Here is a 25522-nt window from a genome sequence, read left to right as displayed (position 1 = left end):
GCTCAGCCCGCGGCAACCATCCGCGCGACGCCCTCGGCATCGCGCACGAGCGGGCTCAGGCCCTCGGACCGGGCGACGGCGCCGGTGTCGCCGACGATCTCGAGCCAGTTCGCGAGGATCCGGTGCCCACCCTGGGTGAGGACCGACTCCGGGTGGAACTGCACCCCGTGCAGCGGCAGGTCACGGTGCCGGGCGGCCATGATGATGCCGCTCTCGGTGTGCCCGGTGGGCACGAGGGTGTCGGGCACGGTCGCGGGGTCGATCGTCAGCGAGTGGTACCGGGTCGCCGTGAAGGGGTCGGGCAGGCCGGCGAGCACGCCGTCCCCCTGGTGGTGCACCTGCGAGGTCTTGCCGTGGAGCAGCTCGGGGGCGCGGCCGACCGTCGCCCCGGTGACGACGCCGAGCGCCTGGTGGCCGAGGCAGACACCGAGCATCGGCTGGGCCCGCTCCGCGCAGGCCTCGATCATCGCCATGGACACCCCGGCCTCCTCGGGCGTGCCGGGGCCGGGCGAGATGAGCACGCCGTCGAAGTCGGCACCCTCCGCCGCGCTGATCGCGTCGTTGCGCACGACGGTCGTCTCGGCGCCGAGCTGCTGGAGGTAGCCCACGATGGTGAAGACGAAGCTGTCGTAGTTGTCGACGACGAGAATGGTGCTCACCCGGCAAGTATGCCGGGCGCCTCAGCGCACGGCGCGGGCGTGCTTGAGCTGGCTCTGCCCGGCATAGGCCGGCAGCGTCGTCGACTCGGCCGAGCTCACCTCGTAGCCGAGGCCGAGCTGGGCGACGTACTCCTTGTAGACCGAGACGGTCGGGTCGGCGTCGAGGGCGGCCTGCAGGTCGGCCGGGTCACCGACCGCCGTGATGACGAAGGGGGGTGAGTAGACGCGTCCTTGGAGGATCAGGGTGTTGCCGACGCACCGGACAGCGCTCGTCGAGATGATCCGCTGGTCCATGATCATCATCGCCTCGGCACCACCGCGCCACAGCGCGTTGACGACGCCCTGGACGTCCTGCTGGTGGACGACGACGTCGTCGACGTCGAAGCCCTCGGGGATCTGGTCGGAGTCGAGCGGGGCGTCGTCGAGGCTCACCGTCACGCTCGGGCCGCTCACCTCGCCGAAGCCGGTGCCGTGCCTCAGCCCGGCGATGTCGCGGGAGAGCCGCTCGGCCTCGCTCGTCCGGGGGGCGCGTTCCTCGGTGAGGGCGCTGACCGTGGCCTGCAGGTCCTCGACCTGACGGGCCTTGAGGGCGTTGTCGTGGGTGCGCTCGCGGATGAGACCCGGCAGGGTGGTCACCTCGGAGCGCAGGTCGCCACCCTTGGCGGCGGTGCCGCTCGTCGCGAAGAGGAGCCCGGCGCAGAGGGCGATGACGGGGACGCCGGCGGACCAGCGGGACGGCCGGTGGTCGAGGAACCAGCTCCGGAGGCGGTCGCGTCGGGTGCTCGACTCTCCCACGGCGCCCTCCTCTCCTCGTCTGCTGCCGGTCAGCATCTACGCTAAGCCACAGACCTGGGGGCGCCGTGGAGGCGCCCCTCCCCCGTGGACGAGGAGCATCAGACGTGGCTGCGTCGAACGAGAAGCCGGCCGACAAGATGAGCGGCGAGGTGTCGGAGGCGACGAAGGCCCGGCGCTCCGGTGACCCGAGCAAGCGCGCGGCGGTCGACGGGACGACGCGGCCGGTGAGGCGGGACAAGCCCAAGGCGCAGAAGATCGGCAACCCCAGCTGGTTCGTGCCGGTGATGCTCGGTCTCATGCTCGTCGGCCTGATCTGGGTGGTCACCTACTACATCACCCAGGAGCAGTACCCCGTCGAGTCCTGGGGCCGGTGGAACCTCGGGGCCGGGTTCACCCTGATGATGGCCGGCTTCGCGATGACCACCCGCTGGAAGTAGCCCGCCCTCACGGACCCCACCCCCCCCTCTCGCACGAGCCAAGGCTCGTGCGAACCCTGACCGCCCCCTCCCTCTCTCGCACGAGCCAAGGCTCGTGCGGATTACACGGGTGTGATTTGTCCCCAGCTGTGAACAAGCCTGTGGATAACTGGGGCTTCGTCCCTCGGTGATCGCGCCGTCCACACCGCCGTCCCCAGAAACCTGTGGACAACGCGCACGAGCCTTGGCTCGTGCGATGGGGAGAGTCACCGGAGCGAGGAGGGTTGGCTCAGCCCGAGATGAGCACCGGCGCCGGCGAGATGACGACGTACTTCAGGACGAAGAGCGCGATGCTCAGGACGGCCACCGCGCCGATGCCGGCCCACGCGATCGTCGCGCTGCGCCGCTTGCGGGCCGTCGTGAGGATCGCGGCGATGACGGCGCCGGCGACGAGACCGCCGAGGTGCGCCTGCCAGGCGACGTTGGGGATGACGAAGCCGAGGACCGCGTTGATCGCGATCGTGCCGATCATCGCCGAGGAGTCACGACCGAGGTGACGCTGCAGCACGACGAACGCACCGAAGAGGCCGAAGACCGCCCCCGACGCCCCGACGACACCCTGCGTCGAGTCGGTCGGCTGGAAGAGCAGGTAGGTGATCGAGCCGGCCAGCGCGGAGACGAGGTACAGCCCGAGGAAACGCGCCCGCCCGAGGAGGGTCTCCAGGTAAGGCCCGATCATCCACAGGGCGAACATGTTGAAGAGGATGTGGAAGATCTGGCTCGGCGAGTGGAGGAACGCCGACGTGAGGATCCGCCACGGCTCGTGGGTCGCGATGAAGGGTGCCAGTGCCCCGTCGCCGTAGACGCGGGGCGAGGCCAGCTCTCCGACATACACGAGAGCGCAGATCATCATGATCGCGATCGTCAGGACGGGGGTGTCGGTGCGCGGGGCCCGGCCGCCGACCGCAGTGACCTGCGGCCGGTCGGCCTGGGACGCCTCGCGCACGCAGTCGACGCACTGGATGCCAACGGCGGCCTGCCGCTGGCAGTCGCCGCACACCGGGCGCCGGCACCGCTGGCACCGGACGTAGCTGACCCGCTCGGGGTGCCGCGGGCAGGTGGGAGCGGGGTCGTGCGGCTGGGTCATCGGCGTCGACGAAGGGGGGCGAGTCAGGTCAGTCGACGATCTCGACGGACTCGATGACCACCGGGTCGATCGGCTTGTCGTTGGCACCCGTGGGGACGCCCGCCATCTTGTCGACGACCTCGCGGCTCGGGCCGTCGGCGACCTCACCGAAGACGGTGTGCTTGCCGTAGAGGTACTGGGTCGGGGCGACGGTGATGAAGAACTGAGAACCGTTGGTGCCCTTGCCCATCCGCTTGCCGGCGTTGGCCATGGCGAGCTGGTAGGGCTTGTCGAAGGTGTGGTCCGGGTGGGGCTCGTCGTCGAAGGCGTAGCCGGGGCCGCCGAAGCCCTCCCCGAGCGGGCAGCCACCCTGGATCATGAAGCCGGGGATGATGCGGTGGAAGGTCAGACCGTCGAAGAACGGGGTCGGGCTGGTACGGCCCGCGTCGTCCTTGTACTCCTTGGTGCCCTGCGCCAGGCCCACGAAGTTCTCAACGGTCTTCGGGGCGGCGTGGGGGAAGAGCTCGATGGTGACGTCGCCGTGGTTGGTGTGAAGGATCGCCTGCATGCCCCGATCTTGGCACAGGGGTCTGACAGGAGCCTGATCGGCACCACCCGGGGAGAAGTTCACCGATTTCCCTCCCCCCGACCTCCGATCCCGGGAGCCATCCGGGGCAGGATGGGGGAGGTAAAGGGAACCCCCACAGCCTGAAGGAGGACCGGTGTTCCGTACGCAGAGCAAGGTCGAGAAGGGGCGCGTCGTTGCCCACGAAGGTGCCGAGTCGGGTGTGGAGAAGATCCACACGCTCATCGACAAGGTGGCCGAGCGCGCCGAGGTCGGCAGCGAGAAGGCATCGGTCGCAGGGGCCGCCGCCGCCGCGAGGGGCCAGGAGCTCAAGGCCCAGGCCGCCGACGCCCGCAAGCAGGCGCGCAAGGACGCGAAGAAGAAGAGCAAGGTCCTGCGCAAGGACGCCCGCAAGGCCGGCAAGCGTGCCCGCAGCGACGCGCACCACCTCAAGAGCACCGTTGTCGACGACATCCTGCCCAAGGTCGTGGAGACCGCCGCGGGTCTGGCTGCCGCAGGTGCCGTCGCGGGCAAGAACATCGCCGACGAGACCGGCAAGCGGGCCCCCGAGGCCTTCGCCGCGCTCAAGGACGACCGTGACGCGCACGCCGCGATGGAGGCCCTCAAGGGCAAGCGTCAGAAGAAGAAGAAGGGCTGGAAGCTCTTCCTCCTCGCGCTGGTCGCCGGTGGCGCCGCCGCCTACGTCGCCAAGAAGCAGCAGGCCCCGAAGAAGGACCCGTGGGCCGTGCCGGCGGGCGACCCGTACAAGGCGCCCGAGACCGGCCGTGAGTCCAGCCTCGCCGCCTCGGCCCCTGCCGCCGCTGCCCCGGCCGTGAGCGCCCCGCTCGCCGCCGACGCGCTCGCGACCGACGAGGCGATCGACGGTGCCTCGGTCACCGAGGTCGACGCGTCCACCCCGGACGACGGACTGGCCACCGGCGAGCTCGGTGGCACCCGCCCGCTGACCTCCGAGGAGATCGACGACCTCGCCTCGGACAACCCCGCCGAGGCCGGCGCGCCCCAGGACGGCGATGCCTGGAGCAGCGCCCAGGACTGGGCCGGTGACTCCTCGGTCCCGTCGGTCGCCGACGACTCCAAGCAGGCCGACGTCCACACCGAGCACCTCGGTAGCGACGACAACCGCTGAGTCGCACGAAGGGGGCCGTCCGGGTGATCCGGGCGGCCCCCTTCGTCGTGCTGGCAAAAAAGTTGGGATCAGGTGCATCCGGCAGCGCGCCATGGACGGAAGTAGAGGGTGAAGGGCGCACACGGCGCCCCCACACAGGAGGTCATCATGCTCACCACCGCCCGCACCCTCGGTGCCACCGCCGCCATGGCCCTCGTCGGTCTGACCGCCGCGGCTCCGGCTCACGCAGCCGATGACGCCCACGTCTCGATCCTGCACGGGGTCCCCGGCGCCACGGTCGACGTCTACGTCAACGGGGATGTCCTGCTCGAGGACTTCAAGCCCGGCACGCTCACCGACCCGCAGGCCCTCCCCGAGGGTGAGTACGACCTCAAGGTCACCGCCCCGGACGCCGGCGCTGACGGCGATGCCATCATCGAGGCCCAGGACGTCACCGTCCCGGCCGGGGCGAACATCACGGTTGTCGCCCACCTGGACGCTGACGGCAACCCGGCCCTGACCCCCTTCGTCAACGACACGAAGCCGATCGCCGCCGGGAAGTCCCGACTCACCGTTCGCCACACCGCGGCCGCCCCCGCGGTGGACGTGCGAGCCAACGGCGAGGTCGCCTTCCCCGGCCTGACCAACCCCGACGAGGTCTCGGCCGACCTGGCAGCCGGCACGATCAAGGCCGACGTCGTGCTCGCCGGCACCGACACGGTCGCGCTCGGCCCGGCCGACCTCGACCTCGCCGAAGGCACCCACACCATCGTCTACGCGTGGGGAAGCGCCGAGGAGGAGACCCTCCAGCTGGCCACGCAGTCGATCACGGGCATGCACTCCGCCCCCACCGGGGTTCCCTCGGGCGAGGGCGGCCAGGTCGCCGCGGCCGACGAGGCAGCCCGCTACGGCATGGTCGCCCTCGGCGCTCTGGCCGCGGGCGGACTCGTGCTGGGCGCCACCCGCCGCACGGCCCGTCAGAGGGCCTGAGCCCGATGAGCACGCACCGCACCCCACGAGGCCGCGCCGGTCTGGCCCTGCTGACCGTCGTCCTCGTGGGGGCGGTGCTGCTCTGGCTGACCCGCCCGTCCTCGGACGACCCCGCCGTCGTCAACGCTGCCGTCGCCGGCGAGGCAGCCCACCCCACCGCCACCGCCGCCACGCCCAGCGGCACAGCCCGCGGCGCTGCACCGCCAGACTCCCCGCTCGAGAGCCGGCCCACCACCCCCTCCCCGCCCACCCGGCTGTCTATCCCGGCGATCGGGGCGGCCCTGAGGGTCGTCCCCGTCGGGGTGGGCGAGCGGGGCGCGATGGTGGTCCCGGACGACCCGGCCACCGCCGGCTGGTACCGGTACGGCCCGGGACCGGGGGAGGACGGGGCCACCGTCATCACCGCCCACGTCGACAGCAAGGAGCTCGGCCCCGGACCGCTGGCGCGGCTGCGCGACGTGCGGGCGGGCGAGGTGATCACCGTGACCACGGGCGAGGAGCGCAGCACCTACCGGGTGAAGGCGGTCTACTCGGCCGGCAAGGAGGAGCTGGACGTCGACCGCCTCTTCCGCCGCGAGGGCCCGCCGGCGCTGCACGTCGTCACGTGCGGCGGCGACTTCGACCCGGCGACCGGGCACTACGAGGACAACGTCATCGCCGTCGCAGAACCGCTCAGGTCCTGAGCCCGGATAGCATCGGCCATGTGCACCCATCCCGCCACCCCACGAGGGAGGTCACGCCGGAGAGGCGAGAGCAGATGTCCCTCTCCCTGAGCGCGGGCGACCCGCACGCCGTGGAGGAGATCTACCGACACTACGGCCACCTCGTCTACACCATCGCACTGCGCTCGCTCGGTGACCGTGCCGACGCCGAGGATGTCACCCAGCAGGTGTTCCTCGCGGCCTGGCGTGGGGCGCGCACGATCAAACCCTCGCCGACGGCCCTGCCTGCCTGGTTGCTCGGGATCACCCGCCACAAGGTCGCCGACGCCCTGACCGCCCGTGGCCGCGAGGCCCGGCGGCTGCGGGCGGTGGCGGCGGAGGAGCACGTCGCCGGTGGCGAGGGCCAGACCAGGGACCGCACCCTGGAGATCGCCGTCATCGCCGAGCTGGAGGCGATGGGTGATCCCCGCGGCGCCATCCTGCGCATGACCGTGCTCGGCGGCATGACGCACGCCGAGGTCGCCGACCGTCTAGACATCCCCCTCGGCACGGTGAAGAGTCACGCGCGCCGGGGTCTGATCCACCTGCGCGAGCAGCTGAAGGAGGTGACTGTCGATGAGTGATCAGCACGAGCGCACAGTCAGCCACCCGACCGATGAGGACCTGGCGGGGCACGCGATCGACGTCCAGGACGGGTTGGTCCCAGACCCCGCGGTCTCCGCCCACCTCGCCGGGTGCCCCCGGTGCACGACCGTGCACGCCGAGCTGAGGGATCTGGCGTCCGGGCGTCTGCCGGGCGAGAGCCGACCGCTCTCGGAGACCCTTGACGCAGACCTCTCGATGGTCTGGAGCTACCCGGCCGACGACGTCTGGTCGCGCATCTCGAGCACCTTGCGCGAGGGCGAAGGGGTGCCGCTGACCTCGGTGCCGCCGGCACAGGTGGCCGGCGCCCCCGCACCCCGATCGGCGGGTCCGGCGCTCGTGCGGCGCTCGCTCCCGTGGCTGGCTGCGGCCGCAGCCCTGGTCCTGGGGATCTCGCTGGGGCGAGAGATGGCCACCGGTCCGCAGGAGGAGGTGCAGCGGGTGGCCCAGCTGCGCACCGTGGACCCGGCCGCCGTCCCGCGCGGTCAGGCGCAGCTCGTCCGGACCGGCGAGAACCTCGCGGTGAGGGTCGTGCCGGACTCCATCCCAGATGGCGAGGGATACCTCGAGCTGTGGCTGATCAACGCCGACGGCACGAGGATGGTCTCGATCGGCGTCATGGACGGCCAGGACCGCCGGGACTACCAGGTCACCCAGGAGCTCATCGACCAGGGCTACACCATCGTCGACATCTCGCGAGAGCCGTACGACGACAAGCCTGAGCACTCGGGTGACTCCCTGGCCCGGGGCGCGCTGGACGCCTGAGGTGCGTGCGACCGGTCGGGCGAGGCGGGCCTCGTGCGGCCGCGTGCGCTGGGACCCCGCCGGCGACCCCACCTCGGCTAGCGTGCAGGGATGACGGACCCCCAGGCACTGCTCGAGGCCCATGTCGCGTTCGAGCTGGCCCGGTGGAGCGGTGACCGGCTCGACGAGACCGTGCAGGAGCACGCCGGCGCGGTGCGGCAGCGGCTCGCCGGGACCTCCGTCGCCGAGGTCGCGCCCGCGGAGCCGACGGCCCGCGCCGTGGGGCAGCTCGTCGCCGGGCTGGACCTCGGCGACGCGCTCCTCGAGGTGGTCGCCGACGTCGTCGCCGCGGGGCACGAGGTCCTCACGAGCTTCGACGCGCCGGTCGCCGAGCTCGTCGACGCCGCCGACTACGACGCGCTCGTCAGCCTGCTCGCCGACGAGCGCTCGGTGCGGGACGCCGTCATCGCCGCGGTGACGGAGAGCACGGGCTACCGCAAGCTCGTCTCCCACGTGCTCTACCAGGGGGTCAAGGGCTACCTCCTCACGGAGAACGTCGTGGCCCGCAGGGTGCCAGGTGCCTCGACGCTGGTGAGGTTCGGTCAGAAGACGATGAGCACCGCCGCCCCGGGACTCGGCGACGGGGTCGACCGTCGGCTCACCGCCTTCGTCGAGGCCAACCTCAGCGAGACCCTCCGGGAGAGCCGCCGCTACCTCGAGGCGACGCTGACCCCTGAGCTGCTCACCGAGATGGCCGAGGAGGTCTGGACGACGATCGCAGACCGGCGGACCGGGGAGCTCCTCGCGGTGGCGGACCCCGGGGGGACCCGCGAGCTCCTCCTCGCCCTCGGCCCGGTGATCCGCCGTTGGCAGGACGAAGGGGTGATCGCCGAGGTCGTCGAGTCGGTCACCCACGCGGCTCTCGAGTGGTACGCGGAGCGGCCGATCGGCGAGCTCCTCGACGAGTGGGGCATCGCGGTGGAGTCCGTCGTCGCCGATGTCCTCGAGATCATCCGTCCCGGCCTGGAGCACGCCCGGACCAGCGGGCTGCTCGAGGAACGGGTCCGGGCTCACCTGGAGCCCTTCTACGCCTCGCTGCCCTCGATCCTCGAGGTGGTGCCGGCGGCGAAGCCTTCGAGGAAGAGGGCGACGAAGAAGGCAGCACCTCAGAAGCCAACCGGCCGGACGGCGGACAAGATCTGAGCCGCAGGTCGCTGAGTGTGCATGGATCGCCGTCTCACGGCTGTTGGCACGTAATATCCGCGGCTGCGACCGCTGGACAGCGATCTGTGCACGCTGGAGGTCAGGGACCGTCTCTCACTCGGTGGAGGCGAGGGGACTCGAACCCCTAACCCCCTGCTTGCAAAGCAGGTGCGCTACCAATTGCGCCACGCCCCCGAGGGCTCTTCAGTTGTCGCTGGTATCAGACCCGGGAGTCCGTCGCCGCCGCCCACACGTCCTTCGGCGGAGCGGGGTCCGCGGTCCGCGTCCGGCCGGCGGAGGCCGCGGCGTAGAGGTCCTTCTCCGAGCGCTGCTGCTCGAGCTTGCGCTGGACATAGGCAGCGCCTGCGGCGGCAGCAGCGAGGACGAGGAGCCTCTTCATCGTGACCTCCGAAGGATCGCCGGCGGCGAAGGGGGAGTGGGTGGGCCTAAGAGGACTTGAACCTCTGACCTCTTCCTTATCAGGGAAGCGCTCTAACCGTCTGAGCTATAGGCCCGTGCGCTGACGCGACGCCCGAGATTACCTCACGGGGTGCGCGGCGGCCAAAACGCGGATCAGTCGTCGGTCAGGGTGAGGTGCAGACCGCCGACGAGGCTGGCCACGATGTTGTAGAGGAAGGCGCCGAGCGTCGCGAGCGCGGTGAGCAGGATGACGTCGACGACCGCGATGACGACGGAGAGCGAGAGCACCCGCCCGAAGCCGAGGAAGTCCATGATGTCGAACTCCTGGCCGGAGCCCTCACCGATGATCTGGCTCGCGAGGCTGTTGACCGAGTCGAAGACGCCCATCGCGGACATCAGGCTCCACAGCACGGCGCTCATGACGACCATCGCGATACCCAGCGCGACCGACAGGAGGAAGCCGACCTTCATCGCCGACCACGGGTCGACGCGAGAGACCATGAGCTTGACGCGCCGCCCACCCCGCGCAGGACGCGACGCCGCCGGGCGGGCCGGGCCGGACCCCTTCGCCGTCTCGCTGTCACGCGGTTGCATCACCGTCGTGTCGCTCACTCGTCACCTCCGGGGACGTCCGTCCCACCATCCGTCGTCGCGTCGGTCGCCGGGCTCTCGCCCTCGACCTCTGCTGCTGCAGGGTCAGACGCTACCGCGTCACCCTCCAGCGCGGCCTCGACCTCGTCCGCGACACCCCGGTCGACGTTGCGGGCCACCGCGACGATCGAGTCGCCCTTGCGGGGCGTGGCGAAGGAGACACCCATCGTGTTGCGGCCCGTGCGGGAGACCTCGGCCACCGCGGAGCGGACGATGTTGCCCTTCTCCATGACGACCATGACCTCGTCACCCTCGTCGACGGTGAGCGCCCCGACGAGCTGGCCGCCCTTGCCGGACTTCGCCGCCATGACACCGAGCGTCCCGCGCCCCTTCGCCGTCCACTCCGAGGCGGCGGTGCGCTTGGCGACACCGTTCTCGAAGACGACGAAGACGTCCGGGTCGGTGCCGGCCGGGATGACCTGCATCGAGAGCAGCGAGTCGCCGTCGCGGAACTTCATGCCCGTCACACCGCTCGTACCTCGACCCATCGGCCGCAGCTGCGCGTCCGTGGCGTGGAAGCGCACCGACATGGCGTTGCGCGAGACGAGGAGCAGGTCGTCCTCCGCCGAGACCAGCCCGGCCGAGACGAGCTCGTCACCGTCGCGCAGGTTGATCGCGATGAGACCGCCCGAGCGGGGCGAGTCGTACTCGGTGAGACGGGTCTTCTTCGTCAGACCGTTGCGGGTCGCGAGGACGAGGTACGGGGCGGCCTCGTAGTCCTTGATCGCCATGACCGCCGCGATCTTCTCCTCCGGCTGGAAGGCGAGGAGGTTCGCGACGTGCTGGCCCTTGCCGTCCCGGCTCGCGTCCGGCAGCTCGTAGGCCTTCGCCCGGTAGACCCGGCCGAAGTTGGTGAAGAAGAGCAGCCAGTGGTGCGAGGTCGTCGTCCCGAAGTGCTCGACGACATCCTCCCCGCGCAGGGTCGCGCCCCGCACACCCTTGCCGCCACGACGCTGGCTGCGGTACTCGCTGACCTTGACCCGCTTGGCGTAGCCGCCGCGGGTGATCGTCACGACGACGTCCTCCTCGGGGATGAGGTCCTCCATCGCGACGTCGCCGTCGAAGGGCATGATCCGCGAGCGCCGGTCGTCGCCATAGCGGTCGACGATCTCCTGGAGCTCCTCGGAGATGATGCTCCGCTGCCGCTCCGGCTTGGCGAGGATGTCGGTGAAGTCGATGATCTGCGCCTCGAGGGCGTCGTGATCGTCGATGATCTTCTGCCGCTCGAGGGCCGCGAGGCGACGCAGCTGCATCTCGAGGATCGCCCGGGCCTGCCGCTCGTCGATGTCGAGCAGCTCGATGAGCCCGTCGCGGGCCGCCTCGACCGTGGGGCTGCGGCGGATGAGCGCGATGACCTCGTCGAGCGCGTCGAGCGCCTTGAGCAGGCCGCGCAGGATGTGGATCTCGGCCTCGGCCTTGTCGAGCCGGTACTGCGTCCGGCGCACGATGACCTCGACCTGGTGCTCGACCCAGTGCCGGATGAAGGCCGAGATCGGCAGCGTCCGCGGCACCCCGTCGACGAGGGCGAGCATGTTCGCGCCGAAGTTCGTCTGCAACTGGGTGTGCTTGTAGAGGTTGTTGAGGACGACCTTGGCGACCGCGTCGCGCTTGAGCACGATGACGAGACGCTGGCCGGTCCGGCCCGAGGTCTCGTCGCGGATGTCGGCGATGCCGGCGAGCTTGCCCTCCTTGGTGAGGTCGGCGATCTTCAGCGCGAGCGCGTCGGGGTTGACCTGGTAGGGCAGCTCGGTGACGACGAGGCAGGTGCGGCCCTGGATCTCCTCGACCTCAACGACCGCGCGCATGATGATCGAGCCGCGGCCCGTGCGGTAGGCGTCGTCGATGCCGCGCGTGCCCATGATGAGCGCGCCGGTGGGGAAGTCCGGGCCCTTGACCCGCGCCATGACGGCCTCGAGCTGCTCCTCGCGGGAGGACTCGGGGTTCGCGAGCAGCCACTGGGCGGCGTCCGCGACCTCGCGCAGGTTGTGCGGCGGGATCTGCGTGGCCATGCCGACGGCGATGCCGGCCGAGCCGTTGACGAGCAGGTTGGGGAAGCGCGCGGGCAGCACGTCAGGCTGCATCGTCTTGCCGTCGTAGTTCGGGACGAAGTCGACGGTCTTCTGGTCGATGTCGCGGACGAGCTCGAGCGCGATCGGGGCCATCTTGCACTCGGTGTACCGGGGCGCGGCCGCGCCGTCGTTGCCCGCCGAGCCGAAGTTGCCCTGCCCGTCGATGAGCGGATAGCGCAGCGACCACGGCTGCACGAGCCGCACCATCGCGTCGTAGATCGCCGTGTCACCGTGCGGGTGGTACTGCCCCATGACGTCGCCGACGACGCGGCTGCACTTGTTGTAGCCACGGTCGGGGCGGTAGCCGCCGTCGTACATGGCGTAGACGATCCGACGGTGCACCGGCTTGAGGCCGTCGCGGACGTCCGGCAGGGCGCGGCTGACGATGACGCTCATCGCGTACTCGATGTAGCTGCGCTGCATCTCGGTGTTGAGGTCGACCGGGTCGATCCGGTCGGTGATGGGGGTGTCAGGCGTGTCAGTCATCGGTCACCTTGGTGCGAAGGGGGAGCGGGGCGAAGGGGGGAGTGCCGCGCGTCAGATGTCGAGGAAGCGCACGTCGCGCGCGTTCTTCTGGATGAAGGAGCGGCGGGACTCGACGTCCTCGCCCATGAGGATCGAGAACATCTCGTCGGCGGCGGCCGCGTCGTCGAGGGTGATCTGCAGGAGGGTCCGGGTGTCCGGGTCCATCGTGGTCTCCCACAGCTCCTGGTAGTTCATCTCGCCGAGGCCCTTGTAGCGCTGGATGGCGTTCTCCTTCGGCAGGCGCCAGCCCTGGCTCTGCCCCTCGGCGACCATCGCGTCGCGCTCGCGGTCGGAGAAGGCGAACTCGTGCTCGTGGTTGCTCCACTTGAGGCGGTAGAGCGGCGGCTGCGCGAGGTAGACGTAGCCGGCCTCGATGAGCGGCTTCATGAAGCGGAAGAGCAGCGTGAGCAGCAGGGTCCGGATGTGCATCCCGTCGACGTCGGCATCGGCCATGAGCACGATCTTGTGGTACCGCGCCTTGTCGATGTCGAAGTCCTCGCCGATGCCGGTGCCGAAGGCGGAGATCAGCGCCTGGACCTCGGTGTTGGCCATGACCTTGTCGATCCGGGCCTTCTCGACGTTGAGGATCTTGCCGCGGATCGGAAGGATCGCCTGGTTCTCCGGGTTGCGGCCGGCCTTGGCCGAGCCACCGGCGGAGTCACCCTCGACGATGTAGACCTCGGAGACCGTCGGGTCCTTGCTCTGGCAGTCCGAGAGCTTGCCTGGCAGGCCGCCGGACTCGAGCAGACCCTTGCGGCGGGTGGCGTCGCGCGCCTTGCGGGCCGCGATACGGGCGGTCGCCGCCTGGACGGCCTTGCGGACGATGTCCTTGCCGTCGTTCGGGTGCGCCTCGAGCCAGTGGCCGAACTCGTCGGTCATGGCTCGCTGGACGAAGCCCTTGACCTCGGAGTTGCCGAGCTTGGTCTTGGTCTGACCCTCGAACTGCGGCTCCCCGAGCTTGACCGAGATGACCGCGGTCAGGCCCTCACGGATGTCGTCACCGGTGAGGTTGTCGTCCTTGTCCTTGAGCAGGCCCTGCTTGCGCGCGAAGTCGTTGATCATCTTCGTCAGCGCCGCGCGGAAGCCCTCCTCGTGGGTGCCGCCCTCGTGCGTGTTGATGTTGTTGGCGTAGGTGTGCACCGACTCGCTGTACGCCGAGGTCCACTGCATCGCGATCTCGAGGGCGAGCGAGCGCTCGGTGTCCTCGGTCTCGATGGCGATGACACTGTTGGTCACCGGCTCGGCCTTCTTGCTGCCGACGAGGTGGTTGACGTAGTCGACGAGCCCGCCGTCGTACTTGTAGGTGACGGTGCGCGCGGTCCTGGTCTTCGCCGTGCCCTCCTGCGCCGCCTCCTCGTCCTCGACCTCGGTGATGTCGGCGTCGACGGCGTCGAGGTCCTCGTCGAGGTCGCTGTCCTCGCCGGCGGTGGGCCGCTGCTCGACGCGCTCATCGATGAGCGTCACCGACAGCCCCTTGTTGAGGAAGGCGGTCTGCTGGAAGCGGGCGCGGATCGTCTCGTAGTCGTACTCGACGGAGTCGAAGATGTCCGGGTTGGCCCAGAAGGTGATCGTCGTGCCGGTGTCCTGCGTCTCCTCCATGCGCTCCAGGGGAGCGACGGCGACGCCGTTGTCGAAGGTCATCCGGTGGGCGTAGCCCTTCTGCCGGACGCAGACGTCGAGACGGGTCGAGAGCGCGTTGACGACCGAGGAGCCGACACCGTGCAGGCCGCCGGAGACCTTGTAGCCGCCGCCGCCGAACTTGCCGCCCGCGTGGAGCTGGGTGAGGACGAGCTCGACCGCGCTCACCCCTTCGCCCACGTGGACGTCGGTGGGGATGCCACGACCGTCGTCCTTGACCCGCACCGCCCCGTCGGCCATGAGGGTGACGACGATCGAGTCGGCGTAGCCGGCGAGAGCCTCGTCGACCGAGTTGTCGACGATCTCCCACACGAGGTGGTGCAGGCCCCGCTCACCGGTCGAGCCGATGTACATGCCGGGCCGCTTGCGGACCGCCTCGAGCCCCTCGAGGACCGTGATGGCGCTGGCGTCGTAGGCCGAGGGGTCCTTGCCCTCCGCGGCGAGGGCCGCCGTGGCGGCCTCCTCTTGCTCGACCCGTGCCTGCTCCGCCTCGGCGGCGGAGAAGGTCTCGTTGTCGCCCTGCTGCTCTGCCACAGGTCTCCTCGTCATCATGGGGACGGCGCGCCTGCGCGCGCCGTCAGCCGGTGTCGTGATCTCCGTCAGATCTTACCGCTCCATGACGACAACGCACGCATTTGCAGGCCCGTGGCGGCCGATCTGAGCGGCGAAATCCCCGCCTCACGACTCCCCGTATGCCGCCCACCCCCTTAAGGGCCCTGAGACGCCTTCTCGCAGCGCCCACCAGGGCGGCGAGCAACGACCCTTCGCACGAGCCAAGGCTCGTACCGCCACGAGCTGGGTCCGGGAAGCGCACGAGCCTTGGCTCGTGCGAGATGGTGAGGTCAGGGGAGGGCACGAGCCTTGGCTCGTGCGAGATGGTGAGGTCAGGGCGGGCAGCGGCCGCCGGGGAGGTCCGCGACGTGCTCCGCAAGGACCGCCGCGACCTCGTCCATCAGCGCGGTCCCGGTCGCGTGGTCGCTCGTGCGCAGCTGGACGGCCACGGCGAGACGACCCCCCTTCGCCCCGGGGAGGAGGCCCATCTGCCGCAGCACGTACCCGTCCGCGGTCGGCCCCCATCCCCCCTTCGCCACCGCGCCGTCCAACCCGGCCAGTCCCCAGGTGTGGCCGCCGACCAGCCGGCCCATCGGGTCGGTCACCACCGCCGCGTCCGGCGCGCACGCGGCGCCGGCGAGGAAGAGCGCCTGGTCCTCGACCCGCCACCGCGTCTGGCCGAAGGGGGAGTACCCCGCGACCACCTGCCGGTCCTGGACCCGCGTGGTGCGGTCGCCGGCCTCGCGCAGCACCCGCTCGACGGCCCGCCGGGCCTGCGCCGGCTCTCCGAGCCCCGTCCACAGCCGGGCCGCGGCCTCGTTGTCCGACACGGTGATCGCGGCCTCGATGTCGGCGCGGGCCGCGGCGTCCTTCGGGTGCGCCCGGTGCGCCGCGAGCGCCAGCGGCACCTTGATCGTCGACCAGGCGGGGAGCGTCTCGTCCGCCCCGACGGTGACCGGGGTGCCGTCCCCGCCGACCGGGGCGAGGGAGATCGCGACCTCCGGATGGTCCTCGACGACCCGCTCCAGGGCCCGGCGCGCCTCGGCTCCGACAACCACCCGGCCCGACGACGACGGCGAGGGGGAGCACGACGGGGCGGGCACCCCTTCGTCCGTGGTGGGCGAGGGGGCGCGCTCGACGCTCACCCGCACGGCGCCGCAGCCGCTCAGCGCGACGCAGGCCGCCGTCACGGCGACGAGCAGCCGGCGGCGCACGGGCCTAGTAGAGGACGACGGAGGCGTCGTTGCCGCCGGTGCAGGTCGTGACGACCGCGCCCGAGCAGCGCATCGTGTAGCTACGTAGGGTCACCGGGCTGGCCACGGTGAGCGTCGCCGCGCCGTCGTCGCCGGGGTCGGCGGCGAGGTAGGCGTCCCGGACGGCCATGGCGAAGGGGCAGGACGTCACGTCGTTGGTCCGGCCCGCGGAGATGCCGTCCTTGGGGCCGCCGCACGCGGTCGCACCCGACGGGAGCTCACCGGTGCGCTCGGGAGGGGTCGTCTCCGAGGAGGTCGGCGAGGACGTGGTCGGCTCCTCCGCCGGCTGCTCGGTGGGCTCCTCCTCGGCCGGCGGCTGCTCCGAGGTCTGCGAGGTCGTGGGGGAGGCGACCGGCTCGTCGCGCTCCATGAGGTAGAGGACCCCGAGGGCGATGAGGGCACCGGCGGCGAGCGCGCCGAGGAGGAGCAGGACGATACCCAGCGCCCGGGCGCGGCGCGGCCGGTCCTCGGGGATGCGAGGCAGCGGCGCCCGGGCCGGCCTCGGCGCGGTCGGCGGGGGAGTGGCCGCGCCACCCTGGTGGGCCGCCGCGTCGTCGCCGCGGGACGGGGCGGCATCGTCGCTCCACCAGTCCTCGGGGACGGAGCCCGATGGTCGGACCGCCGCGGGGGCCGGCGCAGAGGTGGGAACCGACGAAGGGGTCTTGGCCGGAGTGGTCGGCGGGCGGCCGGGGGAGGCCTGGGGGACCACCTGGGTCTCCTCCGCGCCGGGTCGCTCGCTCGAGCGCGGGATCACCTCGGTCGGGTCCGGCGGGGGCACCTCGTCCGCACGGCCGAAGAGAAGGTCGTCGAGCGGGTTCGGCTCGAGCGGGGTGGGTTCGTCACCACGGTGATCGCGGGCCATCATCACGTCCTCTCGGTGGCCGGGACCGCTCCACCCTGCCACAGGGAGCACGTAGCGTCTGCCCCGTGGACGGCCTCCTCGACACCCTCACCGCTGCCATGCCCGCGAGCTATCTCGCGGGCATCGTCCTCATCGCAGCCCTCGCGCAGCTGCTCGCCTGGCACCTGAAGATCCCGTCGATCCTCGTCCTGCTCATCGCCGGCTTCGGTCTCGGGACGGTCATCGACGCCGTCAGCGTCGTCGGGCAGGACGTCCTCTACGCAGGCGTCTCGCTGACGGTCGGGATCATCCTCTTCGAGGGGTCGCTCTCGCTGAAGATCCAGCAGGTCCGTGACCTCGGTCAGAGCGTGCTGCGGCTGTGCACCCTCACCGTCGTCATCGCGGCCCCGCTCATCGCGCTCTCAGCCTGGGTCGCGGGGGTCGAGCCCCGCCTGGCCGTGCTCCTCGGCGCCCTGCTCGTCGTCACCGGCCCGACGGTCATCAACCCGATCGTCCGCCAGCTCCGGCCGACCCGCCGCACGGCCGCCCTGCTGCGCTGGGAGGGCATCGTCGTCGACCCGATCGGCGCGGTCCTGGCCACCCTCGTCCTCCAGGCCATCGTCGGGGCCGGCAGCTCGCCCCTCGAGGCCGCGGCCCGGGGGCTGCTCGTCACGGTGATCCTCGGGGTCGGGCTAGGCATCGGCGTCGGCCACCTGCTGCGGATGGCCATGGTGCGGCACCTCATCCCCGACTTCCTCCAGGGCGTCTTCTTCCTCGCCGTCGCACTCGCCGTCTTCGTCGCCTCCAACATGGTCGCCGCCGAGAGCGGCCTGCTGACGATCACCGTCCTCGGCGTCTACCTCGCCAACTCGCCGGACATCCACCTCCACCGGGTCGTGGAGTTCAAGGAGCACCTCCAGGTGCTCTTCGTCGGCTCGCTCTTCATCCTCCTCGGCGGTCTCGTCAGCTGGGAGCAGATCGTCGAGATCGCCCCCGAGGCAGCGATCTTCATCGCCCTGCTCGTCCTTGTCGTGCGGCCGGTGAGCGTCTACCTCTCGCTGCGCGGATCGGACTCCGACGTCCGGGAGCGCACCCTCCTGGCCTTCATGGCCCCCCGGGGCATCGTCGCCGCCGCGGTGACGAGCATCTTCGCCATCGAGATCGGCCACCGCGCGCAGGAGGTCTCCGCAGCCGCCCGTGCAGCCCGTGCCAGCGGTGCCGCCGATGCCGACGCCCTGACCGCCCGCGCCGAGGACCTCACCGGGCTCGCCGGGCAGGCGCAGGGACTCGTCCCCCTCGTCTTCCTCGTCGTCGTCGGTACGGTCGCGATCTACGGCCTCGGCGTGGGCCGTCTCGCCGAGCGGCTGGGACTCGCCTCGACCTCTCCGCAGGGGGTGCTCTTCGCCGGGTCGGCGCCGTGGGTCATCGACGCCGGTGAGCAGCTCAAGGAGCTCGGCGTCCCCGTCCGGGTCGTCAGCCACGTCTACACCGGGATCCGCGCGGCCCGGCAGCGCGGCCTCGAGACGTACTACGGGCACATCCTCTCCGACATCACCAGCGACGAGCTCGACCCCTCCGGCATGGGCCACCTCCTCGCCGTCACCGCCGACGACGAGATGAACTCCACGGTTGCCCGGGAGTACAGCTCGCTCTTCGGCAGCGCCCACACGTACCAGCTGCGCCGGGCCGACACCTCCGCGGCGTCGAGCAAGCGCCGGCCGAGCGACCACCTGGCCGCGCGGCTCGCCTTCGACCCCCCGCTGACCTTCGACGAGATCAGCCAGCGGCACGAGGACGGCATGCAGGTGCGCCGGACCCGGCTGTCCAAGGAGTTCACCGGCGAGGACTTCGCCGAGCGCTACGGCGACGACGCCGTCGTCCTCTTCCTCGTCACACCCTCGGGCAAGGTCACCGTGGCCCGTGAGGAGACCGGCCTCCCGGAGACGGCCACCCATGTCGTCGCCCTGCTGCCCCGGCGCACCCCCGAGGGCAACGGCACCCAGGCATGAGCGAAGGGGGTGTGCCGGGCCAGCCCGGCACACCCCCTTCCCTGTGGTCTCAGCGCTTGATCTGCATGACGACGGCCTTGGGCTCGGTGAAGAACTCGCGGCTGAAGTCACCGCCCTCGCGCCCGACGCCGGAGTCGCCGACGCCGCCGAAGGGAGTCCGCAGGTCGCGGATGAAGAAGCAGTTGACCCAGACCGTGCCGGCCTTGAGCTTGCTGCTCACGCGGTGCGCCGTGGAGAGGTTCTCCGTGAAGAGCATCGCGTTGAGGCCGTAGCGGGTGTCGTTGGCGAGGTGGACGACCTCGTCCTCGGTGTCGAACCTGTTGACCACGCAGACCGGGCCGAAGATCTCCTCGCAGTACGCCGAGGCGTCCAGCGGGAGGTCTTCGATGATCGTCGGGCGGACGAGCCAGCGGCCCTGGTCGTCGACGCCACCGGTGCGGATCGTGCCGCCGTCGCCCTCGACACCCTCGACGTAGCTCTTGACCTTGTCGAAGTGTCGCTTGCTCGCGAGGACGGAGAACTTGGTGCCCGGGTCGAAGGGGTCGCCGATCGGCAGCGCCTCGGCCGCGGCCTGGAAGCGCTCCATGAACTCGTCGTAGATGCCCGACTGGACGTAGAGGCGCGAGCCGGCGAGGCAGATCTGGCCGCTGTTGCGGAAGATCGCCTCGACCGCCCAGTAGACGGCGTTGTCGATGTCGGCGTCGTCGAAGACGACGTTGGCGCCCTTGCCGCCGAGCTCGAGGGAGACGGGGGCGAGGTGGGTCGCGGCCGAGGCCATGACCGCCTTGCCGGTCTGCGAGGAGCCGGTGAAGGTCACCCGGTCGACGCGGTCGTCACCGGTGAGCGAGGAGCCCGCCGGGGCGCCATGACCGTTGAGGACGTTGAGGACGCCGGGCGGGAAGCCGGCCTCGACCGCGAGGCGACCGAGCAGGGTCACCGACGCCGGGGTGTCCTCGGACGGCTTGATGATGCAGGTGTTGCCCCACGCGATGGCCGGCGCGATCTTCCAGGTCGCCATCATCAGCGGGAAGTTCCACGGGCTGATCGCCGCGACGACACCCACGGGGCCGAACTCGCTGTACGTGTGGTGGCCGGAGTCCATCGGGAAGACCGAGCCGACGTGGTCACGCTGGTGGTCGGCGAAGAAGCGGAAGTTCGCGACCGAGCGACCCACGTCGTGGAGCGCCTGAGCGAGGGGCTTGCCCATGTTGGTGCTGTCGAGGGTGGCGATCTTCTCGGCCCGCTCCTCCATGAGGTCGGCGAGCTTGTGGATGAGCTTGGCGCGCTCGACGCGGCCCATCCGGGGCCACGGACCCTCGTCGAAGGCCTTGCGGGCGCTGGCGATCGCCCGGTCAGCGTCGGCCGCGCTGCCCTCGGCGGCCTGCGCCCAGACCTCCTGAGTCCACGGGTTGTAGACGTCGAAGCGGCCGCCGTCGAGCGACTCGACCTCCTCGTTGTCGATGATGTGCCCGAAGAATTCAGACGACACGGCGCTCATGGGTTGTTCCTTCCCTGTCGCTCGGCGATCGTCACGTCGCCCGCGGCGAAGTGCTCGCGCGGGATCTCACGGACGATGACGCGGACGTTGTCCTTGGGGGCGACGTCGGTGGCGACGACCGCCTCGGTGAGGGCGGAGATGAGGGAGCGGATCTTCTCCGGTCCGCGGCCCTCGGTGAGGGTGACCTCGACGAGCGGCATCAGATCTCGCCGCCGCTGATGAAGACCGACCCGAGGTTGGTGAAGTGGCAGCCGACGGTCGATCCGGGCGGGGCGAGGACCGCGTCGGTCATGCCACCGGTGAGCACGATCCAGCCGGCCTCGATGGCCAGGCCGCGCTTCGCGAGGTCGTTCGCCGCGAGGGCGAGCGCCTCACCGGGGTGGCCCTGGACGGCTGCGCCGGTCGCGGAGTCGACGATCTCGCCGTCGACCTCGACGAGGACCGCCTCGAGACCGAGGTCGATCTCGCCCGGCGGGAGGCCGAGCCCGCCGGTGACGAAGGCCCCAGAGCTCGCGTTGTCAGCGATGACGTCGCCGGCGCCGAACTTGAAGTCCTTGTAGCGGCTGTCGATGACCTCGGCGCCGGCGTGGACGGAGGCGACGGCCGCCATGGCCTGGGCGCCGGTCAGGCCGGGGCCCTCGAGCCGCTCACCCATGACGAAGACGATCTCGGGCTCGATCCGCGGGTGGATGAGCTTGTCCTGGGGCACGGGGTCGCCGGCCGGCAGGATCATGGCGTCAGTGAGCCAGGCGACGAAGGGGGTGTCAACGCCCATGCGCTGCTGCTTGGCGCGGGAGGTCAGGCCGAGCTTGACGCCGATGAGCTTCTCGCCGCGGGCGAGGCGCTTCTCGAGGTTGAGGTCCTGGATCATGTAGCCGGTCTCGACGTCGAGCTCGGGCCACTCGTCGGTGAACTTCACGCGGTCGCGGCGCTCGTCCTCGCAGGCGAGGAGCTCGGCGGCGACGGACTCGATGTCCCACTTCTGGTTGGCCATCAGGCACCCGCTCCCAGGGCGGCAAGGTCGCCCATGTCGAGCTCGCGAGCCTTCTGCAGCTCGAGAGCGACGTCGATGATCATGTCCTCCTGGCCGCCGACGTAGCCGTACTCGCCGACCTTCTGGAGGATCTCGTGGGCCGGCACGTCGTAGCGCTCGGCGGCCCGCTCCGCGTGGATGAGGAAGGAGCTGTACACGCCGGCGTAGCCCTGCGTGATCGAGCTGCGGTCCATCCACGGGAGGCGGCGGATGTAGGGCCGGACGACGTCCTGGGCAGCGCCGAGGATGCCGTCGACCGAGACGCCGGTGCTGATCCCGAGCCGCTCGAAGGCGACGGCGAGGACCTCGGTCGGCGAGTTGCCGGCACCGGCGCCGAGCGCGCAGAGGGAGCCGTCGATCTGGCGGGCGCCCGCGCGGTAGGCCAGGACCGAGTTGGCGACGCCGAAGGACATGTTCTGGTGCCCGTGGTAGCCGACCTGGGCGTGCTGACCGATCTCGGAGACGAGCGCCTCCACGCGGTCGGAGACGTCTTCGAGGATCAGCGCGCCGGCGCTGTCGACGACGTAGACGCACTGGCACCCGGCGTCGACCATGATCCGCGCCTGCTTGGCGAGGGCCTCGGGGCTGATCATGTGGCTGAGCATGAGGAAGCCGACGGTCTCCATGCCGAGGTCACGGGCCGCACCGAAGTGCTGGATCGAGACGTCGGCCTCGGTGCAGTGCGTCGCGATGCGGGCGATGTCGGCCCCGTTGTCGCGGGCCTGCTGCAGGTCGTGGACCCGGCCGAGACCGGGGAGGAGGAGGACGGCGATCTTGGCCTGCTCCGCCTCGGCCCTGGCCGCCTTGATGAGCGACATCTCGTCGACGGCGGAGAAGCCGTAGTTGAAGCTCGAGCCGCCGAGCCCGTCACCGTGGGTGACCTCGATGACCTGGACGCCGGCCTGGTCGAGGGCGCGGACCGTCGTGCGGACCTGCTCCTCGGTGAACTGGTGCGACATGGCGTGCGAGCCGTCGCGCAGGGTCGTGTCCGTGAGGCGGACGTCGACGTCGCCGGTGAAGTCGGGGATGGGGTGCGTCGGGTCGTTGAGGGCGCTCATGCCGAGACCTCCTGGGTGGTCGAAGGGGTGGTGGCGGCGGCATCGGTCGACGCGTCGGCGGCGACCCAGCCGGAGTCGACGCCCAGGCGGTGGGCGACCATCATGTCGCCGACGCGGGCGGCGGCCGCCGTGATGATGTCGAGGTTGCCGGCGTAGTCCGGCAGGTAGTCGCCGCGGCCCTTGACCTCGATCGGGACGGTGACCCGGGCCATGCCGTTCCACAGGTCGCGCGCGTGGTCGAACTGCGGCTCGGCGCGCAGGTGGTAGCCGGGCACGTACTCCTGGACCCGCTCGACCATGGCGGCGATGGACGCGCGAACCTTGTCGTTGAGCTCGCCCGCCTCGGCGGCCTCCTCGGGGATGGCGCAGAAGACGGTGTTGCGCATCATGAGCGGCGGCTCGACGGGGTTGAGGATGATGATCGCCTTGCCCTTCTTGGCGCCGCCGACGACCTCGAGGGCCTCCGAGGTGGTCTCGGTGAACTCGTCGATGTTGGCGCGGGTGCCGGGGCCGGCGGACTTGCTCGAGATGGAGGCGACGATCTCGGCGTAGGGGACGTCGACGACCGAGGAGACCGCGGCGACGATCGGGGTCGTGGCCTGGCCGCCGCAGGTGATCATGTTGACGTTCGTCGCGTCGAGGTTGAAGTCGAGGTTGACCGGCGGGCAGAGGTAGGGACCCACGGCGGCCGGGGTGAGGTCGACGGCGAGGATGCCGGCCTCGGCGTACCGCGGCGCGTTGGCCGCGTGGGCCTTCGCCGAGGTGCACTCGAAGACGACGTCGGGCAGCTCGTCCTGCGCGAGGAGCCAGTCGACCCCTTCGTGGCTGGCCTCGAGGCCGACGCTCTTGGCGCGACGCAGGCCGTCCGAGGCCGGGTCGACGCCGATCATGTAGCGCGGCTCGATGACCTCCGAGCGGCGCATGAGCTTGAACATCAGGTCGGTGCCGATGTTGCCGGGGCCGACGATCGCGGCGGTCCCCTTGGTGCGTGCAGTCATTGTCGTGGTCCTTTCGGGACTCAGTCGCGGGCGAATCGGGCCGTGACGCTGCCGAGGCCGGCGAAGGTCGCGGTGAAGGTGTCGCCCGGGGCGACCGGGCTCATCGAGGTGACCGAGCCGGGGAGGATGACCTCGCCCGCCTCGAGGGTCGTGCCGAGCCGGCCGAGGGTGTTGGCGAGCCACACGAGCGAGGTGATCGGCGAGCCGAGGACGGCGCCACCGGCGCCGGTGCCCACGACGTTGCCGTTGCGGTAGAAGTTGCAGCCGACGAGGCGTAGGTCGACCTCGTGGAGCGGGGTGGGGGTGGATCCGAGGACGTAGCCGCCCGAGCTGGCGTTGTCGGCGATGGTGTCGGCGAGGGTGATCTTCCAGTCCGCGACGCGGCTGTCGACGATCTCGAGAGCCGGGATGACGTAGTCGACGGCGGCGATGGCCTCGGTGACCGTGACGCCCGGGCCGGCGAGCGGGGCGCCGAGGACGAAGGCGATCTCAGGCTCGACGCGCGGCTGGAGGAACCGACCGGCGGGGACCGCCTCGTGCTCGCTGTAGACGAAGTCGGCGAGGAGGTGGCCGAAGTCGGGCTCGGTGACGCCGAGCTGCTTCTGCATCGCGGCCGAGGTGAGACCGACCTTGTGACCGACGATGGTCCGGCCGTCGGCGGTCCAGCGCTTCACCTGCTCGAGCTGGATGGCGTAGGCGTCCTCGACGGTCAGCTCGGAGAAGTCCGAGGTGAGCGGCGGGATCGGGGTGTGCTTCTCGTAGGCCGTGAGGAGGCGCTGCGCTGCCTCCTGCTGGATCTGGCTCGGCTCGCCCATGGGTCTCCTTCGACGGTGCGGACTGCTGTCAAAACTAGGGATGCCGGCACCGGGTCGGGAGTCTCGTTCCGGCCGTGGGAACGATGTGGGGTGACGCTGCGGTGCGACGCATCGAGCCTCCCGCAGCACCTCCCGGCCCGGCTATCTATCTGTTCCGATCAGCGGGACACCCGCCTCAGACCACCCCGACACCCCCCTGAACCCCCTTAGCACGAGCCAAGGCTCGTACCCCAGCACGGGACCCCCGGACTCACACGAGCCAAGGCTCCTACCCAGAAACGGACAGGAGCCTTGGCTCGTGCGAGTCGTTCGGCGGTACCCCCATCGCAGGAGCCTTGGCTCGTGCGAAAGGAGGGGGGTGGGGGGCGAAGGGGTGAGGAAGCCGCGGTGGTCAGTGGGGGGCGTTGAGGGAGATACGCCGGGCGGCGGCGACGAGGAGGGGGACGATCCGGTCGACCCGGGGGGTGACGCTCTCGTGCGGGCCGAAGACCGAGATCGCGGCGATGGCGTGCTCCCCACGCAGCACGGGGACGGCGATCGTCGTCACGCCGTCGAAGGACTCGTCGGAGGCGAGGGCATACCCCTTCGCCCGGACGCGGGCCAGCTCCCCGGCCCAGTCCTGCTCGGTCCGCACGGTCGCCCGCACCCGCGGCGGGAAGCCGGCCTCCCGGCGGGCCCGGTCGAGGGTCAGGCTGAAGGCGGCCATCGCCTTGCCCGAGCTCGTGACGTGCGCGGGGAAGCGACGTCCGGCGTGGCCGAGGATGCGCTCGCCGGCACCGAGCTCGACCCGCTCGAGGAAGACGACGTCCGGGCCGTCGGCGATCGCGAGGTTGGCGGTGAGGCTCGTCTGGGAGGCGATCTGGCGCAGCGTCGGCAGGGCCGCGTGGCGCAGCGGGTTGCGGCTGATCGTCAGCTGCCCGAGCTCGTAGAGGTGCAGGCCGAGGCGGTAGAGGCCACTGTCGGGGTCCTGCTCAATGAAGCCCCGTCCGGCGAGCGTCGTCAGCACCCGGTGCGCGGTGCTCTTGGCGATGCCGAGCCGGCGCGCGATGTCTGAGACGCCGAGGTCACCGTCGACGGCGAAGCACTCGAGCACGTCGAGCGCCGTCGTCACGGAGCGCAGCCCGCCGTCGGCAGGCCTGCTGCGCATGGGCGTTGAGGTGTACCACGCGGTGTCCTCGGTCTCGATGACGGGCTGAGCGGCCATGGTTGCTCCTCGCAAACGCCGGTGTTCGGG

At 70.9% G+C, this 25522-nt stretch carries 25 protein-coding genes and 2 tRNA genes; 8 read left to right on the top strand and 19 right to left on the bottom strand.

Annotation, left to right across the window (positions count from 1 at the left end):
• Window positions 1-2 precede the first annotated feature (2 nt).
• Together JNO54_RS02415 and JNO54_RS02410 are read right to left on the bottom strand one after the other, a co-directional pair.
• On the bottom strand, window positions 3-659 hold the full coding sequence (locus JNO54_RS02415; protein ID WP_204142455.1) for an aminodeoxychorismate/anthranilate synthase component II: 657 nt from the start codon (window positions 657-659) through the stop codon (window positions 3-5).
• A gap of 21 nt (window positions 660-680) precedes the next feature.
• Window positions 681-1454, bottom strand: a complete 774-nt coding sequence (locus JNO54_RS02410; RefSeq protein ID WP_307818019.1) for a DUF881 domain-containing protein — start codon at window positions 1452-1454, stop codon at window positions 681-683.
• A gap of 104 nt (window positions 1455-1558) precedes the next feature.
• Here JNO54_RS02410 and JNO54_RS02405 point away from each other — a divergent pair, with 104 nt between their 5' ends.
• The gene (locus tag JNO54_RS02405) at window positions 1559-1891 is read left to right on the top strand and encodes a cell division protein CrgA (RefSeq protein WP_307818018.1); all 333 of its coding nucleotides are present in this window, start codon (window positions 1559-1561) and stop codon (window positions 1889-1891) included.
• Window positions 1892-2159: 268 nt separating this feature from the next.
• Here the strand turns inward: JNO54_RS02405 and JNO54_RS02400 are convergent, their stop codons facing one another.
• Window positions 2160-3017: a rhomboid family intramembrane serine protease gene (locus JNO54_RS02400; RefSeq protein ID WP_204142453.1), complete on the bottom strand. Its 858-nt coding sequence runs from the start codon at window positions 3015-3017 to the stop codon at window positions 2160-2162.
• A gap of 28 nt (window positions 3018-3045) precedes the next feature.
• Complete coding sequence (locus JNO54_RS02395) at window positions 3046-3564, bottom strand: peptidylprolyl isomerase (RefSeq protein ID WP_204142452.1); 519 nt, start codon at window positions 3562-3564, stop codon at window positions 3046-3048.
• 154 nt (window positions 3565-3718) lie between these two features.
• Between JNO54_RS02395 and JNO54_RS02390 the strand changes: the two genes are divergently transcribed.
• The 6 genes from JNO54_RS02390 to JNO54_RS02365 all read left to right on the top strand — a co-directional run bounded on the left by JNO54_RS02390 (window position 3719) and on the right by JNO54_RS02365 (window position 8928).
• Window positions 3719-4708 carry a hypothetical protein gene (locus JNO54_RS02390; protein WP_204142451.1) on the top strand — a complete coding sequence of 330 codons (990 nt, stop codon included), beginning with the start codon at window positions 3719-3721 and terminating at the stop codon, window positions 4706-4708.
• Between the two features lie 147 nt (window positions 4709-4855).
• Entirely contained in the window at window positions 4856-5677 is an 822-nt protein-coding gene (locus tag JNO54_RS02385) for a DUF4397 domain-containing protein (protein ID WP_233703154.1), read from the top strand.
• A gap of 5 nt (window positions 5678-5682) precedes the next feature.
• Window positions 5683-6360 (top strand): class F sortase, encoded by a 678-nt coding sequence (locus JNO54_RS14705; RefSeq protein WP_204142450.1) that lies wholly within the window; start codon window positions 5683-5685, stop codon window positions 6358-6360.
• Window positions 6361-6434: 74 nt separating this feature from the next.
• Window positions 6435-6962: an RNA polymerase sigma factor gene (locus tag JNO54_RS02375; RefSeq protein WP_204142449.1), complete on the top strand. Its 528-nt coding sequence runs from the start codon at window positions 6435-6437 to the stop codon at window positions 6960-6962.
• On the top strand, window positions 6955-7746 hold the full coding sequence (locus tag JNO54_RS02370) for an anti-sigma factor (RefSeq protein ID WP_204142448.1): 792 nt from the start codon (window positions 6955-6957) through the stop codon (window positions 7744-7746). Before JNO54_RS02375 ends, JNO54_RS02370 begins: the two co-directional genes overlap by 8 nt.
• A gap of 90 nt (window positions 7747-7836) precedes the next feature.
• Window positions 7837-8928, top strand: coding sequence for a hypothetical protein (locus JNO54_RS02365; protein ID WP_204142447.1), 1092 nt, complete (start codon window positions 7837-7839; stop codon window positions 8926-8928).
• Window positions 8929-9050: 122 nt separating this feature from the next.
• On the opposite strand, the gene JNO54_RS02360 is transcribed toward JNO54_RS02365, so the two are convergent.
• The 8 genes from JNO54_RS02360 to JNO54_RS02325 form a co-directional block, all read right to left on the bottom strand.
• A tRNA-Ala gene (locus JNO54_RS02360) sits at window positions 9051-9123 on the bottom strand.
• A gap of 25 nt (window positions 9124-9148) precedes the next feature.
• Window positions 9149-9328: a DLW-39 family protein gene (locus JNO54_RS02355; RefSeq protein WP_204142446.1), complete on the bottom strand. Its 180-nt coding sequence runs from the start codon at window positions 9326-9328 to the stop codon at window positions 9149-9151.
• 41 nt (window positions 9329-9369) lie between these two features.
• Window positions 9370-9443: transfer RNA gene (locus tag JNO54_RS02350), tRNA-Ile, on the bottom strand.
• A 58-nt stretch (window positions 9444-9501) separates the two neighbouring features.
• Window positions 9502-9960, bottom strand: a complete 459-nt coding sequence (locus tag JNO54_RS02345; RefSeq protein ID WP_307818017.1) for a DUF3566 domain-containing protein — start codon at window positions 9958-9960, stop codon at window positions 9502-9504.
• The gene (gyrA, locus tag JNO54_RS02340; protein WP_204142445.1) at window positions 9957-12554 is read right to left on the bottom strand and encodes a DNA gyrase subunit A; all 2598 of its coding nucleotides are present in this window, start codon (window positions 12552-12554) and stop codon (window positions 9957-9959) included. The genes JNO54_RS02345 and gyrA overlap by 4 nt, the downstream gene beginning before the upstream one ends.
• A gap of 51 nt (window positions 12555-12605) precedes the next feature.
• Window positions 12606-14780, bottom strand: coding sequence for a DNA topoisomerase (ATP-hydrolyzing) subunit B (gene gyrB, locus JNO54_RS02335; RefSeq protein ID WP_204142444.1), 2175 nt, complete (start codon window positions 14778-14780; stop codon window positions 12606-12608).
• A 335-nt stretch (window positions 14781-15115) separates the two neighbouring features.
• Window positions 15116-15997: a serine hydrolase gene (locus tag JNO54_RS02330; protein WP_204142443.1), complete on the bottom strand. Its 882-nt coding sequence runs from the start codon at window positions 15995-15997 to the stop codon at window positions 15116-15118.
• 4 nt (window positions 15998-16001) lie between these two features.
• The gene (locus JNO54_RS02325; protein WP_204142442.1) at window positions 16002-16898 is read right to left on the bottom strand and encodes a signal peptidase II; all 897 of its coding nucleotides are present in this window, start codon (window positions 16896-16898) and stop codon (window positions 16002-16004) included.
• A 65-nt stretch (window positions 16899-16963) separates the two neighbouring features.
• Between JNO54_RS02325 and JNO54_RS02320 the strand changes: the two genes are divergently transcribed.
• Entirely contained in the window at window positions 16964-18886 is a 1923-nt protein-coding gene (locus JNO54_RS02320; RefSeq protein WP_204142441.1) for a cation:proton antiporter, read from the top strand.
• Window positions 18887-18935: 49 nt separating this feature from the next.
• Here JNO54_RS02320 and JNO54_RS02315 read toward each other — a convergent pair whose 3' ends face one another.
• The 7 genes from JNO54_RS02315 to JNO54_RS02285 all read right to left on the bottom strand — a co-directional run bounded on the left by JNO54_RS02315 (window position 18936) and on the right by JNO54_RS02285 (window position 25492).
• Window positions 18936-20384, bottom strand: coding sequence for an aldehyde dehydrogenase (locus JNO54_RS02315; RefSeq protein WP_204142440.1), 1449 nt, complete (start codon window positions 20382-20384; stop codon window positions 18936-18938).
• Window positions 20381-20584, bottom strand: coding sequence for a tautomerase family protein (locus JNO54_RS02310; protein ID WP_204142439.1), 204 nt, complete (start codon window positions 20582-20584; stop codon window positions 20381-20383). The genes JNO54_RS02315 and JNO54_RS02310 overlap by 4 nt, the downstream gene beginning before the upstream one ends.
• Window positions 20584-21378: a 2-keto-4-pentenoate hydratase gene (locus JNO54_RS02305; protein WP_204142438.1), complete on the bottom strand. Its 795-nt coding sequence runs from the start codon at window positions 21376-21378 to the stop codon at window positions 20584-20586. The genes JNO54_RS02310 and JNO54_RS02305 overlap by 1 nt, the downstream gene beginning before the upstream one ends.
• Complete coding sequence (gene dmpG / locus JNO54_RS02300; RefSeq protein WP_204142437.1) at window positions 21378-22475, bottom strand: 4-hydroxy-2-oxovalerate aldolase; 1098 nt, start codon at window positions 22473-22475, stop codon at window positions 21378-21380. The genes JNO54_RS02305 and dmpG overlap by 1 nt, the downstream gene beginning before the upstream one ends.
• Window positions 22472-23473 carry an acetaldehyde dehydrogenase (acetylating) gene (locus JNO54_RS02295; protein WP_204142436.1) on the bottom strand — a complete coding sequence of 334 codons (1002 nt, stop codon included), beginning with the start codon at window positions 23471-23473 and terminating at the stop codon, window positions 22472-22474. The genes dmpG and JNO54_RS02295 overlap by 4 nt, the downstream gene beginning before the upstream one ends.
• A gap of 20 nt (window positions 23474-23493) precedes the next feature.
• Window positions 23494-24288 carry a 2-keto-4-pentenoate hydratase gene (locus JNO54_RS02290; protein ID WP_204142435.1) on the bottom strand — a complete coding sequence of 265 codons (795 nt, stop codon included), beginning with the start codon at window positions 24286-24288 and terminating at the stop codon, window positions 23494-23496.
• Window positions 24289-24679: 391 nt separating this feature from the next.
• Window positions 24680-25492, bottom strand: a complete 813-nt coding sequence (locus JNO54_RS02285) for an IclR family transcriptional regulator (RefSeq protein WP_204142434.1) — start codon at window positions 25490-25492, stop codon at window positions 24680-24682.
• Window positions 25493-25522 lie beyond the last annotated feature (30 nt).

It is taken from the genome of Janibacter endophyticus, assembly GCF_016888335.1.
Lineage (GTDB): Bacteria > Actinomycetota > Actinomycetes > Actinomycetales > Dermatophilaceae > Marihabitans > Marihabitans endophyticum.
The sequence above is the reverse complement of the archived record's forward strand: the minus strand, read 5'-3'. Positions and strand labels throughout refer to the sequence as shown.